Below are 15,696 nucleotides of genomic sequence, written 5' to 3' on the forward strand. Positions count from 1 at the left end.
CCCTTTATTGTTGTTTTAGTTCGAAAAGCCCTTTGGTTCCGGCTATCCATAACCGGCCCTTGGGGTCAACGGCAACTGCCGATAAGTTTTCCCCTCTGCGCTGGGTCACCAGCTCAGCGTGTAAGTTGTTATCCAAACGAATCACGGCGCCGCCATTGCCGACCAGCAGCAGGCCCCCTTTGACCGGCGCAGCCGCATTGAGGGTCGATTCAAGCGGCATCTTTATCTCCTGCCACTGACTCATATCTTCCGGTGCGCTGAAGGCATGCCCTCGCAGACCAAACACATAGAGCTGTTTATCCTGTTCTATGGCATTGAACAAAGAGCCGTCATAAATAAACTCCAGTCGCTGCCACAAACGGCCGCCATCTTCGGAAATGGCTACCATTCCCAGCTCCCCGACCATAAGCAAGCGCTTATCTTCAAGGGCGATGACCCGATTGAAATGGGGCAGAATAGAGTCAGACTCGGCCTGATAGGCCTCTTCATCCTGCTGTTTGAGATCCGCCAGATAATCGGCGTCATCTTGGCTCAAGAGCTCGGGATGAAATTCTTTCTGCCAGCTTTGGCCACCATCTGTGGTGCGCAGAAATAGACCATAGGCGCCAACGGCTATTCCGTTTTGCGAGTCGGCAAACCAAACATCCAACAAGGGCCGGGCAAGCTCTGGCGAACTGAACTGTTGCAGCCAGGAGAGCCCGCCATCTTGAGTGGCAAGAATGGTGGCATCATGGCCCACGGCCCAGCCATGGTTGGCATCGAGAAAAAATACCTTGGTCAACTGCGCCTGACTCGGTGTCGCCACCTGTTGCCACTGATTGGCATCGGCGCTGAGCCTTAAGATATGACCCCGCTCACCGACCGCCACCATAGTGCTGCCGGCCTGAGCAATATCCAACATCAAAGAGTGAACCGCCAAAGGCTGCAGCTGGCCGGTCAGAGCCCCGGTTGCAGATTGCGTTTCGGCGTGAAGGGGCGAAATCGCGCCCTGGAATGTGAGTATGCCAAGGCCCAGAGCCGCTGCTTGAAGCATGCGATACGACATTACAGACTTCCTTAGGGTTGAAAGGGGCGCACGCGCCCCTGGAATTTCCTACTGGGTGACCTCAGCCACCCATTACAGATGACACAGGCTTAACGTATCCCTTCGCGGCGCAGCGCTGCCGGGGTGAAGTTGGCCTCGGACAACTTGGCATCGAAGTCATACATACGGCCTTCGTTATCCAAACCTATGGCGATATAGCGACGGGACTGCAGATCGTGATACACCTCGAGGGTACTCCAGTGAGTCGGCACCTCGTAGTAGTTCAGGCCATGAGCCATGGCAACCCGATACAGTTCGTCACGGTTGTCGTACAGATCGGCGATTGATACCTGCCAGGAATCCTCATCCAGATAGAAAACCCGGGTCTTGTAGATGTGGCGCATTCCCTCTTTCAAGCTGGCCTTGACCACCCAGACTCTGTGCTTTTCATAACGCACATAGTCAGGGTTCAGGTGACCTGGCTTGAGCAACTCACTGTACTTGACCTTATCCGAGTGCAGACGGTAGTCGTTATAAGGAATGAAGATCTCTTTCTTGCCAAGCAGTTCCCAGTTGTAACGGGAAGGCGAACCGTTGAACATATCGAAATCATCCGTGGTGCGCAGGCCATCGGAAACCGTACCTGGTGTGTCGAAGGCCACGTTGGGCGCCTTTCTCACCCGGCGCTGCCCTGTGTTGTAAGTCCAGGCCTGGCGGGGTTCCTTTTCCTGATCCATGGTTTCCTTCACCAATAGCGCGGTACCGGCAAGACGCGCCGGCTGGGTAACTACCTGTTTGAATTCAAACAAGATATTGTTCTTTTTCAACTCTTCGAGACTGGCATCCGGGCGTGAATATTCGAAGCGTATCTCTTCGGCCATTTCCACCAGAGTATAATCACCGCTGGCGGTAGGCGCGGCTTGGCTACGCTCGGTTTCAATATCAATACCGCGGAATCTGAGGATATGGTTCCAGATGGCTTCAAGGCCATTGGCCGGCTCAGGGAAAGGAATACCTATGGAAGCGCCATCGACACCATTGCCCTCGGCTACCAGAGTTGCACGGGTAGCATTGGCCTTGGTGGCATCATAGACAAACTGAGGCACAGAAGCGGTACGCCGGGTCTGGTAGATGTTCATCTTAAAGCTGTCGGGATAGGTTTCGAACATCTTCAGCTGGCCAGGCGTCAAAAACTCCTTGTATTGATCCTTGTTGGCCGCGGTAACCGTCGCCAGCGGCTTGTCATCCGGGAAAGGATCGGGATGGTGCATGCCCTTTTGATAGCCCGCTGGAGGTGTGGTAATACCGCCGTCCCAAGCCGGAATACTGCCATCGGCATTGGGGCCCTTCTCAGCCCCGAGTGGAGTTAGACTGGTACCCAATTTTGCCGCATCGGCCTCGGAAATCTTGGCTTCTACAGCTGTGGTGGCCCCCAAAGCCAGGATCACAGCAGCAGACAATATAGCTATAGTTCTCATTTTATTGTCCTTATCAGATCGAAAACTTAACGTTGAAAGACACATAATCGCGATCGGCCATCGCGTTGGTTGTGCCTACCCCACCGAAGAAACTGTTATAGGAAAGATCCGCGCCCCAGCGGCTCTGGTAGTCAAAACTGAGTCCCAGTGCCACGGACTTGCGACCTTCGGTAAACAGGAACATAGGATCCGGGGTGATACCCTCAACGTCATGGGAGAAAATCACTCTAGGTGACATATTGATGCCGGAGAACACGTTGTTGAAATCGGCCTTGGCGACAATCCGGTAACCCCAGGCGAAATCTGTCGGGAACGGATTGGTTTCAGGGCCATTGTGCAACGCCTCTATGATGCCAGGCATATCCGGATTGCCGCCGCTGCGACCTGTGCCTGGACCATTGAGCCTGAGTTCATCGAAACCCGGCATATCGTGGATCCATACCCCACCGACTTCGGCGAGCATGGTCAGGTTATCGGTACCCAAGGTGGGACCGAACAAGTGGGTAAAGGTCATCTGCGCTTGAGTGGTATCGAGACGAATATAACCTTCGGCGTATTCACCTGGACCGACATCCTTCACATAGGAAGTGTACTGGGACAAACCATCAAGATCCGGCCTCAGCCCTGCGTTGGCAAGCTGTTGTGGCATAGCGGCAAATAGCAGTTCCACATCATCAATCTGCAGTGGCTCATCCTGGCGGTGTGCGATTTCACCGGCTACAGAGGTGTCGCCAAGCAAGGTGTTGAAGCTAAAGCCATAGAGCTTGATATCTTCAGGATAAACCACCTGGGCCTTGGAGAAGCTGTCCAGGCTCAGCAGCACTTCACGGTTAATATTGCCGGCGTTTTGCCCAAGCACCGCCATATCAGACAGCAGCGCGCCTGTACTGAAGTCCGCCGTGGTACCACTGATGAGTGGGCGACGGCTATGGTAGTTCATGTAGTACAAGCCAAACTCGGTTTCACCCAGCTCCGGAGCGTAATAACCCAGTTTGATACCGTACTGACCGGAATCGCTGGGAGCGGCTTCATCTTCCACCAATGTCACCTTGGTGGGATACGCCAGTGCCATCTGCACCAACTGCTCGGTCGGAATATTCTGTCCGGAGGCTATCATGTTGGACAGACGGTTATATTCCTGGGTCAGGAAGTCGAGATTGATATCCGGGTTGGCGTTGAAGCCTAGCTGTGCGTTTTGGTTGTAGCCACCGTAACCGACAAAGTCGTTGGTGCCGAAAATCGACCCGGGAGTCGGAACCCAGATAGGCTCCCAGTCATACTGATAGAAAGCTTCCAGCGAGAGGTTTTCGGTCACCCCAAAAGAGGCCCACACCATACCCTGCGGTCTGAAGGCTTCCTTCAATTCGGCGCCCGGAGCGTTGAGTATGTTCAAATCAACCGGGTTGATCACCGCAATACCATGGGAAATCAGCGTGCTTTCCCCCCATGACACCACCTGATTACCCACACGGATAGTCAGCGGGTTGGCACCATCGTTGAAATCAAAGTTGGCATAGACGAAGGCATCCAGCAGACGGATATCCTTACACTGCACTTCCTCGGCGCGCTTGTCGGCGCAAGGGTCGTAGCGGTTGCCGGTCAGAGGATCATTGAAATCGTAGATCCTGTCGTTCAGCTTACGATCGTAGAAATACATGCCGCGGGCGAAAATACCGAAATTCTCATACTTGAGCGACAACTCGTGCAGCCCCTTGAAAATTTCCGAGGTGGTATCACCCCTGGAATAGAGGAGATTACTCAAGTCATTGTTGCTGGAATAGGAACCGGGCTGCGCCCAGATCTCGGCAGCCGTGTACTTGGTATCGGTGAAAGCCGAATAGCCACTCCAGTCGAATCTGGGATGGTTAACCTTACCTATCTGACCATCCCAGTCACGTCCTTCCACGCGCCAACTGGCGCCCAAGGTCCAGGTCGAATCAAAGGAGCCATCCACATCGCCCCATTTGAAAGACACCGCTTCGACACTGGGGATCATCCCTAAACTCAGTGCCGACGCCACCCTCAAAGCGAGCGCCGACTTGTTAAAACGGTTTATCACTGTTTTCATTTATCGCTTCTCCGTAACCTGCTGGATTAATTGTTATAGGAGTCTCAACCAACATCTTGTTAGCTCACAGGTAACACCATTGTTACAGCAATTAATGCTGATGAGCAAGGCGGATACTGAGAAATTTATTGTGCAGATTTGAGGACTTAAGACGGATCCGTCATTCAGGAAAGGCGCAGGGATTTAAATTTTTGTTGAGTATGCAAACGACAGTGAAGGTTAACAGCTATAACCCAATTAATTTCAATGAATTAACCTTTGTTACAGCTGTAAAAAACGGCCGACTGATTTAGTCGACCGTTTTAAGTAATTACTCTAAAGTTGTTTCAGGGAAATGAACTTTCCATCCCGGTCCAATCTGAGATGGAATTCACCGTGAATACCATCGGCGGTCAGAAAAGGACGTAGACGACGGCCGTTGATCCAGAGGATCTTGCCACCCTTTTCCCTGACCTCAACATTTTCAGCAATACCTTGATAGTAAGGTAAAAAGTCCTGATAACTCAGATTGAGGCGAAAGTAAAATTCCATCTTTAAGCTCAGTCTTCCAGTGCGCGGCTGACCTTCTCATAAAGATCCCGTGACAGCTCAGGCATAGCCAACAACTCCTGCAGGCAAGCCTTCATTTTGGCCTGACGCCCGGCGTCAAACTTGGCAAACTGGATCAGCGGAGTAATGATCCGTGCAGCCACTTGCGGGTTGAGGCTATTGAGCTGTTTGAGCATGACGGTAAGGAAAGCATATCCCTTGCCGTCCTGGCGGTGGAATTGGCGCACATTGGCCGTAGCAAAACTGCCCACCAGGGAACGAACCCGGTTGGGATTATTCAGACTAAAAGCCGGATGTTGCAACAGGGTCTCGAGTCTGGCGATCACCTCATCATCTTCGGCCATCGCCTGCAGGCTGAACCACTTGTCCATCACCAGAGGGGTCTGGTTCCAGCGCTGCTCGAATGCCTGCATCAGGGTATTGCGGCAATCACAATCGGCATCATTGGCGGCAAGCAGCGCGCCCAGCGCATCTGTCATGCCAGAGGCCGATGCAAACTGCTGTTCAATCAAAGACTCATGCTCATCAGAGACTTTGGCCAGCAGCCAAAGCAGGGTGTTTTTCAAACTGCGGGCGGCAGCCTCATCCAGTGGCAGCAATTGACGATAACGGGCCAGCAGCTCATCTTCACAGCCAGTGGCGATGGCTTCAATCACAAAGTCGCGAGCCAGCAACAGGGCATCCAATTCAACCTTATCGGCCTGCTCAATCAAGGAAGACACTGAAAGCAGCTTGAGAATTTCGGCCGCAAGGCCCTTATCCAAAGCTTCGTCCAGTATCACACCTCTGAAGCCGTCGACAACCCGAGGATCCAGATGCATCCCCTGCTCTTGTTCAAGTAAAGTCACATTGGCCCAAACAGCGCGGCTGAAGAGACTCATCGCCGCTTCCCAGCGGGCCACTTCACTGCCGGCATGGCGCAGTAAGCAGAGCAGCTGCACTGTGCTGTAGTCATACTTGAGCTTCACCGGCGCCGAAAAGTCCTGCAACAGCGAAGGGATCGGACGGGCACTGATATCCTTAAACTCCAGAGTCTGCTCGGCCTGGGTAAAATCAAACACTTGGTTGACCAAGGCGTTGCCGTCATTGCCCAGCAGTTCCAGGCTGAACGGAATATGCAACGCTGCCTTGGCCGCTTCACCGGCGCGCACTGGGGTGAACTGTTTGAGGTGCAGGCGGTAAGTCTCTGTGCTTGCCTCATACTCATCGGTCACTGTCACTTGAGGGGTGCCCGCCTGGCTATACCAAAGGCGGAATTGAGTAAGATCTTTACCTGAGGCATCTTCCATAGCGGCGACAAAGTCATCACAGGTAACCGCCTGGCCGTCGTGGCGCTCGAAATAGAGCTTCATCCCTGCCTGGAAGGCCTGCTCACCCAGCAGGGTGTGCATCATGCGGATCACTTCGGCGCCCTTGTTGTAAACAGTGACTGTGTAGAAATTATTCATCTCTATCACGCTTTCGGGGCGAATAGGATGCGACATCGGACCAGAATCCTCGGCGAACTGCTGGTTCTTGATGACCTTGATGGCATGAATACGGTTGACGGCCCGGGAGCCGAGATCTGAGCTGAATTCCTGATCGCGAAATACGGTCAGGCCCTCTTTCAGGCTCAATTGGAACCAATCGCGGCAAGTTACCCGGTTGCCGGTCCAGTTGTGGAAATATTCGTGGCCAATCACAGATTCTATACCGTGAAAGTCATCATCGGTCGCCGTGTCTTTATCCGCCAACACATACTTGGTGTTGAAGATATTCAGGCCCTTGTTTTCCATGGCGCCCATGTTGAAGAAGTCCACAGCCACCACCATGTAGATATCGAGATCGTACTCGAGATCAAAGCGTGACTCGTCCCAGGCCATCGCCTTTTTAAGTGAAGCCATGGCGTGTCCGGCCTTGTGCAGGTTGCCCTTGTCGACAAACACCTGCAGTTTGACCTCTCTGCCGGAGCGGGTGGTAAAGCTGTCTTCCAGCAGGTCAAAGTCACCGGCAACCAAGGCAAACAGGTAAGCGGGTTTAGGGAAAGGGTCTTTCCAGACGGCGAAATGACGACCATCGGCCATCTCCCCTTTTTCCAGCAAGTTGCCGTTGGAAAGCAGGAAAGGAAACGCCTTGTCGGCTTCGATACGTACCTGGTATTTGGCCAGCACATCGGGACGGTCGAGAAAATAAGTGATGCGCCTGAAACCTTCCGCCTCGCACTGAGTGCAATAGGCGCCATCGGACATGTACAGGCCTTCCAGTGCCGAGTTATCGGCCGGGCTGATGCGAGTCACCAGAGTCAATTCAAATTCGTTGAGTTCGGTTTCAAGCAGTAGTTTACCCGGCTCGAGGCGATAGTCGGCCGGTTCACCATTAACCAACAGCTGCTCCAGCTCCAACTCGTCACCGTCAAGCTGCAGAGGCTCATTGTGACTGCCGTTGCGCTTTACCCGGCTGACGGCCGTCACTCGGGTTTGCTTGGGTTCAAGCTGAAATGAGAGTGACAGTTCGGGGATCAAAAACGCCGGTGGACGATAATCGGCCAGGTGCTTGGCCTGCAGTTGTTGCGGGGAAAGGGTTTGTGCTTCAGACATAGGTCATCCTTAATTCGTTGGGCACTGGCAGTCGCTGAGTTCGTTGACTGATCTTGCCTCTGTTCGCGCTGGGAGCAAACAAAAAACGCGCAATCAGCGCGTTTTTATGTTTCCTGGAGCCAGCATCAATTTGCGCTGTTTTTTGCCAATCTCTGATAGTCCACCATATCCAGAGTGATATAGACGGCTTCATCGAGGAAGGCATCCGGAGTCTCGATTTTCTTCTCGTCTTCGGAGACATTTTCATCATCATCCAGAGACTTCAAGGGTTCGAGACCATGGTCAACCCGACGTTCGTTGAGGCGGGCCAACTGTTTCTGATCGTCCTTATCCTGCTCGGCCAAGCGCTCACTTTCCACCAGAGAAACACTCTTCTCTTTATGGTGTTTCTTGAACTCGCCGATGTCCTGCAGTATATAACCGAACTCGACGTCCTGCTTAATCCGACTCTCGTGGCGTTTCGCAAGATTGCTGACCATCTCTGCGCCGATTTCACCCAAAGGCTGGTACTTGGCTACAGGCACCTTATCCCATGGCAGTGCATTGTCTTCTTCCGCCTCACCATATTCCCCCGGCTCCAACGCACTGGGGAACGGAATATCCGGAGTCACACCTTTCAACTGAGTGCTGCCACCATTAATACGGTAGAACTTGGCTATAGTGTACTGCACATGGCCAACCGGCTTTTCATACAGGTCGTAGATACGGCCAAGGCTCTTGTGCTGCTGCACTGTGCCTTTACCGAAGGTAGACTCACCGATAATCAAGGCGCGGCCATAATCCTGCAGCGCAGCGGCAAAAATTTCCGATGCCGAGGCCGAGTAACGGTCAACCATCACTGTGAGTGGACCGTCATAATAGCTCTTGCCATCGTTGTCACGGTTTTCGCTGATGCGACCGTTGGCGTCACGAATTTGCACCACAGGCCCCTGATCGATAAACAGCCCGGTAAGCAAAGTCGCTTCGGTCAAGGCGCCACCACCGTTACCACGCAAGTCAATAATCACACCTTCAACCTTGGCTTCATTGAGTGTTTGCAACTCCTTGGCCACATCGCGGGATAAGTCCATATAGAAGCCGGGGATCTGGATAACACCAATTTTACGCTGAGCGTAAGGACCGGTTTCCGGCTCGACTATCTTGGAAGTCGCCGCCCTGTCTTCGAGACGAATTTTGTCCCGCACCACAGTCACATTGATGGGTTTGGCATTGGAGCCGCCTTTCTTGGGCAGCACCTGCAGAGTCACCTTGCTACCTTTAGGGCCTTTGATCAGGTCGACTACATCATCCAGACGCCAGCCGATAACATCGACCATCTCCTTGCCTTCCTGACCTACACCGACAATTCTGTCTTCAGGCGCCAGCTTCTCACTCAGCGCAGCAGGACCACCGGCCACCAGACTCTTGATAACTGTGTAGTCATCTTCCATCTGCAATACGGCGCCTATCCCTTCCAGGCTCAGGTTCATCTCCATCTGGAAACGTTCGGCATTACGGGGAGACAGGTAACTGGTGTGCGGCTCGACACTGCGGGCAAATGCATTCATCAGCCCCTGGAACACGTCTTCACTGTTGGTTTGCTTCAAGCGTTTGATGGCGTTGTTGTAGCGCTTACCCAGCACATCAACAATCTCCGGCCACTCTTTACCGGTCAGCTTGAGGTTGAGGGCATCGTACTTGACCCGCTGACGCCACAGCTCGTTGAGCTCGGCCTCGTCTTTGGGCCAGGCGGCATCTTTACGATCAAAGACATAAGCATCGCCGGCCTGATTAAAGTCCATCTCTTTGTCGAGCAGACTCAAGGCATAGGCAAAACGCTCGTAACGGCGCTGCTGCACCAGATCGTACATCTTGTACGCCGGTTCCAGATCGCCGCTGCGTACCATATCGTCAAACTGATTGGCATAAACCTTAAAACTGTCGATATCGCTCTGCAACAATACATTGCGGCGGTAGTCGAGTTGTTCAAGAAAGCGTTTGAAGATCTGCTGTGAGAAGGCATCATCCAGATCGAATCTGTGATAATGGGAGCGACTGAACAGGCCGGTTATCCGTTTACTGGCAACCTTGTGTTGCGGCTCCTGTTGCAAATGGGGTAACTCGCTGACCGGGACTGCCGGTGAGATAGCCAGCGCCTGGGCTCCCATAAAGACACTGGCGATCGATGCAGCAAGAATAAATTTTCGCATCAGCAAGTTACTCCTTTCTATTTGATGATTTTACAGCAGAATATGTTCCACGCGGACCTTAACTGACAGACCGGAATCCAGTTGGACGTGAACATCTTCTTTATTGATGTCGAGGATCACACCGGCTACCGGTGTCATACCCAATTTGACATTCACTCGCTGTGAAGGTTTCAGCTCTTCCAATACGGCTGGTACCAATTCCACGGCTGGAGCGGCAGGCTTGCCAGGCTTACGGGCCGCCTTTTTATCGCTGCGTGGGCGCTCGTTGCGGGGCTTGTCCCCTTGAGGACGAGGCTTACGCGCAGGCTTGGCTTTTTTGGCTTCACCTTCTTTGGCTGGCTCGGCAGCACGGCGGGCCTTGGCTTTTTCCTGACTCTCTTTCAGCGTCGCCTTGGCATGTTCAATATGCTCTGGGTCCAGTTCGCCGCAAGGGTTACCATCGAGATCCACCCTCTGAGCGCCTTCCTTGATGCACTTCAGATAGCGCCAACTGTTGGTGTAGCGTCTCAGGGCGACCCTAAGTTGGGTCTTACTGACTTTGGAATCATCAGCCAACCTTTCAGCCAAATCCTGAAACAGTCCTATCTTCAGTGGTTTGGTTTCTCCTTCGGCAATAAAGCACAAAGGGAATGTTTCATACAAATACGCCAGAATAGCGTTGGTGTCGGTCAACTTTTCTGTTGATTCCATCATTACTTCCACAGTTAACAGGGGACGTCAGTGGTCAGTTAGGTCTGCTGTACTCACGGCGTCGTTCATCTTCGTAAACCCCTTGGGGGATAACGTACAAATTAGCATGCATTCGGCCATTGCCAAAGGCATTACACAAAACTTAACATTTCAGCCTGATACGGCCAAGCACCACAAACGGTCATTTGGCCCTCAGAGCGGCCGCCTATTATAAGCTGCACGCGCCTTAATGCGACCACCAATTGTGGCAGATTGTACGGGAATTAACCAAATAAGCACTTTTCCAGACTCTGCACCAGGGTCTCCAGCCCGGTTTGATCCTCTTTATCGAAGCGCGACAGGCTGGGACTGTCGATATCCAGCACGGCAATCAGTTCGCCCTTTTGGTAAACAGGGATCACAATTTCCGAGTTGCTGGCGGCATCACAGGCGATATGTCCGGCAAACTGATGTACATCCTCAACCAACTGAGTCTCGGCCTTGGCGGCCGCGGTGCCACAGACACCTTTACCCATTGGAATTCGGGTACAGGCCAGTTTCCCTTGAAAGGGCCCAAGCACCAGTTGCTCACCCTTGAGCAGATAGAAGCCCACCCAATTGATGTCTTCAAGGTAGTCATTCAGCAAAGCTGAGAAATTGGCCATGGCACAAATGACATCGTCTTCACCGGCAAACAGTGCCTGTACCTGACGGTTGAGCGTATCGTAAAACTGAGCTTTCATCTGTATTCCCGGGTTATGCCTTTTCTGGTTCTGTCTTCTTCTTACTGCTCTTGGCGGGGGCCGGTGCTTTTACCGGGGCGCCCTTGAGCAGATTCGCCAGTGTATCTTTATGAGAAGCTAAATAAAAAGCAAGTTTTTCCGCTGTATTATCATCCAGTTCCAATTCACTGGCTTGAATAAAGGGGATTAAGTTATCCGCGATGTCGAGCATCTTATCGTAGGCGTCTGCCTCCTTCTTAGATGTAAATGTCATCTTCTCAACCCCTTCTCTGACCACAACGTACTGAGTTATAACGGCCATGACCTTCCTCACACTGTTTAAATATACAGTACATAGAGTGACATAAAATGCGCTATAGATGCAAGAGACGCGCTCTTTCTGATAGTATTTGCGAGTTTGTTTTGTCGATTAACTCCAATGGACCCACGCGCAACGCAGTTAGTGTGTTGACGACTAAGCTTGGGTCACCATGGCCAGAACAGGACATATCCAGCATTTGAAAGCTTATACTCCAAGCGACAACAAACCGGACTGCAGCATAGTGCTCTGCCGCGCCTGTGATTTGGCTGTGAGTAAACGCGCCTTGCCCTCCGGTGTCAGAGCGCTTTGTCCCAGATGCCATACAGCGCTTTATGATGCGCCCTATTGTTCTATCAATGGCATGCTGGCGTTATGTATCAGTGCCCTGCTGTTTTATCTGCCCGCCATGCTGCTGCCAGTATTGGAAATGCACTTTCTCGGCAGTGTCAGAACCACGACCGCATACCAAGGTGCCCTGGCGGTAATTGACCAAGGTTATTGGATAGTGGGAATTGCCGTATTGGTGGCGGCGGTAATAGCCCCAGGAGTACTCAATCTGTCGATTTTTGTTCAGGTACTGATCATCAAGACAGGTCTGGTGCAGCATCACTTCTGGCGAGGGGTTCTCACCTGGCTGCTCAAGAAGCAAGGCCTGCTGTCGCAAATGACCATGCTGGAAATTTATGTGATCAGTTTCCTGGTTTCCGCCTTTCAGTTGTCCGACTTCTCCGATGTTTACTTTGGCATGGGAACCTTTTGTTTTACCATGCTGTTTTTGGTGACTCTCTTCCTGCAGCGCGAATATAACCTGGAGCATATGTGGAGTTTTCTCGATGAAAGCTAGAAAGCAGATCCAGGGCAAAGACATGGGCCTGTGCACCTGCCCTGCCTGCAAGAAACTCAACCTGATAGAGGATGAGTACTGCAGCCGCTGCCAAAACCCACTCAGGCTAAGGGACGAAACCAGTCTGCAAAAAAGCTGGGCCTTGCTGATCACTGCAGCCATCTTGTTGATCCCAGCCAACATCTATCCCATTACCATGCTCACCAAACAGGGCAAGGTCACCTACGACACCATTTTTTCCGGCATCACCCATCTGGTACAGTCGGACATGTTACCCATCGCCATCATAGTCTTTACCGCCAGTATTCTGGTGCCCTGGCTGAAGATTATCGGCCTCGCTTTCTATCTGACGGCGATCAGTTTCAACCTGCCTATCCCCAAACGGCCACTGATGGCCGGGTTTCATATCATAGAATGGATTGGACGCTGGTCTATGCTGGATCTGTTTGTAATATCCATTACCGTTGCCCTGGTTAATATGGGGCAATTGCTGGACGCCAAGCCGGCGCCGGCAGCAACTGCGTTTGCCTTGGTCATCCTCTTTACCCAACTTGCGGCCAAGGTGTTGGACACACGTTTACTTTGGGATCAACTGGACACAGAAGATGACGCAAATCGAAAAGCCTAAAATAGTCAAAAAGAAGCTTTTTTCCCCCATCTGGCTGTTACCTATAGTGGCGTTGGCCTTGGGCGCTTGGCTGGGGCTGAAGAGCATCAAGGAATCCGGCATTGAGGTGCGGATCCACTTCCCCAGTGCCAGTGGTATGGATGTAGGCAAGACACTGGTGCGCTATCAGGGCCTGACCGTCGGCAAGGTGGTGGATATCTCCATCGATGAAGAGCTGCAGGGCGTTAACGTCGATGTATTGATGGACTACCGCGCCGAGCCTTTCCTCAGGGATGAAACCAAGTTCTGGCTGGTGACCCCCAAGGCATCCATCACAGGTGTCGAAGGTTTGGATGCCTTGTTCTCGGGAAACTATATAGGTATTCAACCCGGAGACGGCGATTCACGTTACAGCTACGAGGCCGAGCGCTCTGCCCCAGCCGTGCTGCCCAGTAATGATGGCTTAGTGGTTGAACTGAGCGCCGATCGCCTCGGCTCACTGGATGTGGGCTCTCCGGTATTCTATCGCCAGGTACCGGTTGGCAGTGTGGTCAGCTATCGACTCGACAACAGTGACAAGCTGCAGCTGAGTGCCTTTATTCAGGAGCAATATGCCTATCTGGTCAAGAAAGATTCCCGCTTTTGGAATGTCTCCGGCATAGAGATCAACGCCTCACTTTCCGGCGTTAAGGTCAGCGCAGAGAGCCTGGCGGCGATACTCGCCGGCGGCATCAACTTTGATTCCCCCGAAAGCTCAAAGAACGCAGTAAACGGCGATAGTTTCACCCTATATGACAATGAAACAGAAGCCAGTGGCGGCGCCAGCTTTATTCTGTCGGCAAAAAACGCCGATGGCCTCAACAAGGGCAGCCCCATTCTCTACCGCGGTTTGCCTATAGGGGAAATCGAAGAAATAGTGCTGGCCGATGACGGCGTGGCGCTGCATGCCCGCCTGGACGCCCCCTACTCGAGTCTTTTGACCGGCACGGCGCAGTTTTGGCGTGAAGGCGCCGAGCTGTCACTGTCCGGCATAAAACACCCGGGCCGATTGCTGAGCGGCGATGCCATCGCCTTTCTCCCGGGTACGGGCGAGGCCCAAACCCGTTACGCCTTGGCCGAGCAGGCGCCAGATCTCAGCAAGGCCAAGGCGTTAAAGATAACGCTTAGAGCCGATGAAAACCCCGGCATCAGCCCAGATGCCGAGCTGAGGTACAAGAAGATCGCCATAGGCAAGGTCACTTCGGTTGCCCTGAGCCGGGACTTTAACTCGGTCGAGTACCAGGCCGAGGTGTTGCCCGAGTTTGCCCCGCTGCTTACCCAAGGCAGTGACTTCATCGCCGAAGCCGCGCTGGACTTCAACGCCTCACTGGACGGCGTCAGCCTCAAGAGCGGCGATTTTACGACCCTCACCAAGGGCAGTGTCAGCTTAAGACGCGGCCAAAGCCGCAAGGGCGCCGATCTTTCCAAGCCGCTGCCGCTGTTTGCCTCAAGTGCCGAGGCCGGCCACTATTACCAAGGCATGGAGCAGCTCAACTGGCAGCTCTACAGCGATGATGGCGCCGACTTGAGCCCAGGCGCACCTGTCTACTACAAGAAGATGCAGATAGGACAGGTGAAACAGGTCAGCTGGCAGAGCCAGGATGACAGATTTGCCATTGCGCTCGCCATAGACCATACCTTTGCGCCCCTGCTCAAACCCAATGCCGTGTTTTGGCGCAACCAGGCGGTGTCAATCGATGCCGGGCTTTCGGGAGTCAAGCTGGATGTCGCGCCGCTGGCCGGTGCCATCAAGGGCAGTATCAGTTTGGGCTTTTTGGAGCAAGGCGAGCCCAACAATAAGCAGCTTTATGCTTCCGAGTCACTGGCGCGCAATCAAGCCGTTGCCATTGGGCTGAGTTTCCCGGCCAGTGCCACTATCAAACCAGGTGCCGCTATCCGCTATCAGGGTCATCAGATAGGTGAAGTCACCCGGGTAACCTTGAGTGACGATCTCAACAGCCAGCAACTCAGTGCCTTCCTCTATGGCCGCTATGCCGAGCCGTTTCTCAAAAGCGACAGTCGCTTCAGCCTGGTCAATGCCGAAATATCCCTTAAGGGCATAAAGGCACCGGAAACCCTGCTGACCGGCGCCTATATCAGCGCTCTTCCCGGCCAAGCCGCCGAAGTAAGCCAACAGTTCAATGGCCAAGTACACACGGCGGTTGCCCCAGAGGCCGATGCGCTGCAGCTGGTGTTGAGCAAGGCCAGCCTGGGCTCGGTCAACATAGGCACAGGGATCTTCTTTCGCGGCATTCAAATTGGCGATGTAACCAGCTATCGACTGGCGCCCAAGGGCGATGAAGTCTGGATCCAGACCCAGATTGCTGCGCCTTATCGGCATCTTATCAACCAGAGCAGCAGGTTCTACGACTTGTCCGGTATTCGGGTCGATTTGGGGCTTTTTTCCGGAGCCCAAATCGAAACCGGCTCATTGGAAACCATACTCGCCGGCGGCATAGGAGTGGTCACTGAGCTCGACAATCAAAGCAGCAAACCGCTTGAAAACCAGAGTCTGATGCCACTTCATGACAAACCCGAGCGCGACTGGCTCAACTGGCGCCCAAGACTCAGCCAGCCATAAAACCCAAACGGGGCTCAGATGAGCCCCG

12 protein-coding genes are annotated in these 15,696 nt (G+C 53.1%); 3 read left to right on the plus strand and 9 right to left on the minus strand.

The window, feature by feature from the left end; translation table 11 throughout:
* Positions 1-4: 4 nt before the first annotated feature.
* From E1N14_RS12165 to E1N14_RS12205, 9 genes are all read right to left on the minus strand, one after another.
* A complete protein-coding gene (locus tag E1N14_RS12165; RefSeq protein WP_025011154.1) occupies positions 5-1,045 on the minus strand; it encodes a WD40/YVTN/BNR-like repeat-containing protein in 1,041 nt (346 codons plus the stop codon).
* 89 nt (positions 1,046-1,134) lie between these two features.
* Complete coding sequence (locus E1N14_RS12170) at positions 1,135-2,502, minus strand: DUF1329 domain-containing protein (protein WP_025887720.1); 1,368 nt, start codon at positions 2,500-2,502, stop codon at positions 1,135-1,137.
* A 13-nt stretch (positions 2,503-2,515) separates the two neighbouring features.
* Complete coding sequence (locus E1N14_RS12175; RefSeq protein ID WP_025011155.1) at positions 2,516-4,570, minus strand: DUF1302 domain-containing protein; 2,055 nt, start codon at positions 4,568-4,570, stop codon at positions 2,516-2,518.
* A 315-nt stretch (positions 4,571-4,885) separates the two neighbouring features.
* Positions 4,886-5,101 (minus strand): DUF2835 domain-containing protein, encoded by a 216-nt coding sequence (locus E1N14_RS12180; RefSeq protein ID WP_025011156.1) that lies wholly within the window; start codon positions 5,099-5,101, stop codon positions 4,886-4,888.
* 8 nt (positions 5,102-5,109) lie between these two features.
* On the minus strand, positions 5,110-7,695 hold the full coding sequence (pepN, locus tag E1N14_RS12185; RefSeq protein WP_025011157.1) for an aminopeptidase N: 2,586 nt from the start codon (positions 7,693-7,695) through the stop codon (positions 5,110-5,112).
* A gap of 125 nt (positions 7,696-7,820) precedes the next feature.
* Positions 7,821-9,884: a carboxy terminal-processing peptidase gene (gene prc / locus E1N14_RS12190; RefSeq protein WP_025011158.1), complete on the minus strand. Its 2,064-nt coding sequence runs from the start codon at positions 9,882-9,884 to the stop codon at positions 7,821-7,823.
* 30 nt (positions 9,885-9,914) lie between these two features.
* Positions 9,915-10,574 (minus strand): RNA chaperone ProQ, encoded by a 660-nt coding sequence (gene proQ, locus E1N14_RS12195; RefSeq protein ID WP_025011159.1) that lies wholly within the window; start codon positions 10,572-10,574, stop codon positions 9,915-9,917.
* 263 nt (positions 10,575-10,837) lie between these two features.
* Positions 10,838-11,296 carry a GAF domain-containing protein gene (locus E1N14_RS12200; protein ID WP_025011160.1) on the minus strand — a complete coding sequence of 153 codons (459 nt, stop codon included), beginning with the start codon at positions 11,294-11,296 and terminating at the stop codon, positions 10,838-10,840.
* Between the two features lie 13 nt (positions 11,297-11,309).
* Complete coding sequence (locus E1N14_RS12205; protein ID WP_025011161.1) at positions 11,310-11,597, minus strand: YebG family protein; 288 nt, start codon at positions 11,595-11,597, stop codon at positions 11,310-11,312.
* A 196-nt stretch (positions 11,598-11,793) separates the two neighbouring features.
* On the opposite strand from E1N14_RS12205, the gene E1N14_RS12210 reads away from it, so the two are divergent.
* The 3 genes from E1N14_RS12210 to E1N14_RS12220 are packed head-to-tail and all read left to right on the plus strand — an operon-like array spanning position 11,794 to position 15,668.
* Positions 11,794-12,441 (plus strand): paraquat-inducible protein A, encoded by a 648-nt coding sequence (locus E1N14_RS12210; RefSeq protein WP_037437264.1) that lies wholly within the window; start codon positions 11,794-11,796, stop codon positions 12,439-12,441.
* Positions 12,431-13,069, plus strand: a complete 639-nt coding sequence (locus E1N14_RS12215) for a paraquat-inducible protein A (protein WP_025887715.1) — start codon at positions 12,431-12,433, stop codon at positions 13,067-13,069. The genes E1N14_RS12210 and E1N14_RS12215 overlap by 11 nt, the downstream gene beginning before the upstream one ends.
* A complete protein-coding gene (locus E1N14_RS12220) occupies positions 13,047-15,668 on the plus strand; it encodes a PqiB family protein (protein ID WP_062793772.1) in 2,622 nt (873 codons plus the stop codon). The genes E1N14_RS12215 and E1N14_RS12220 overlap by 23 nt, the downstream gene beginning before the upstream one ends.
* Positions 15,669-15,696 lie beyond the last annotated feature (28 nt).

The organism is Shewanella algae (assembly GCF_009183365.2).
GTDB classification, from domain to species: domain Bacteria; phylum Pseudomonadota; class Gammaproteobacteria; order Enterobacterales; family Shewanellaceae; genus Shewanella; species Shewanella algae.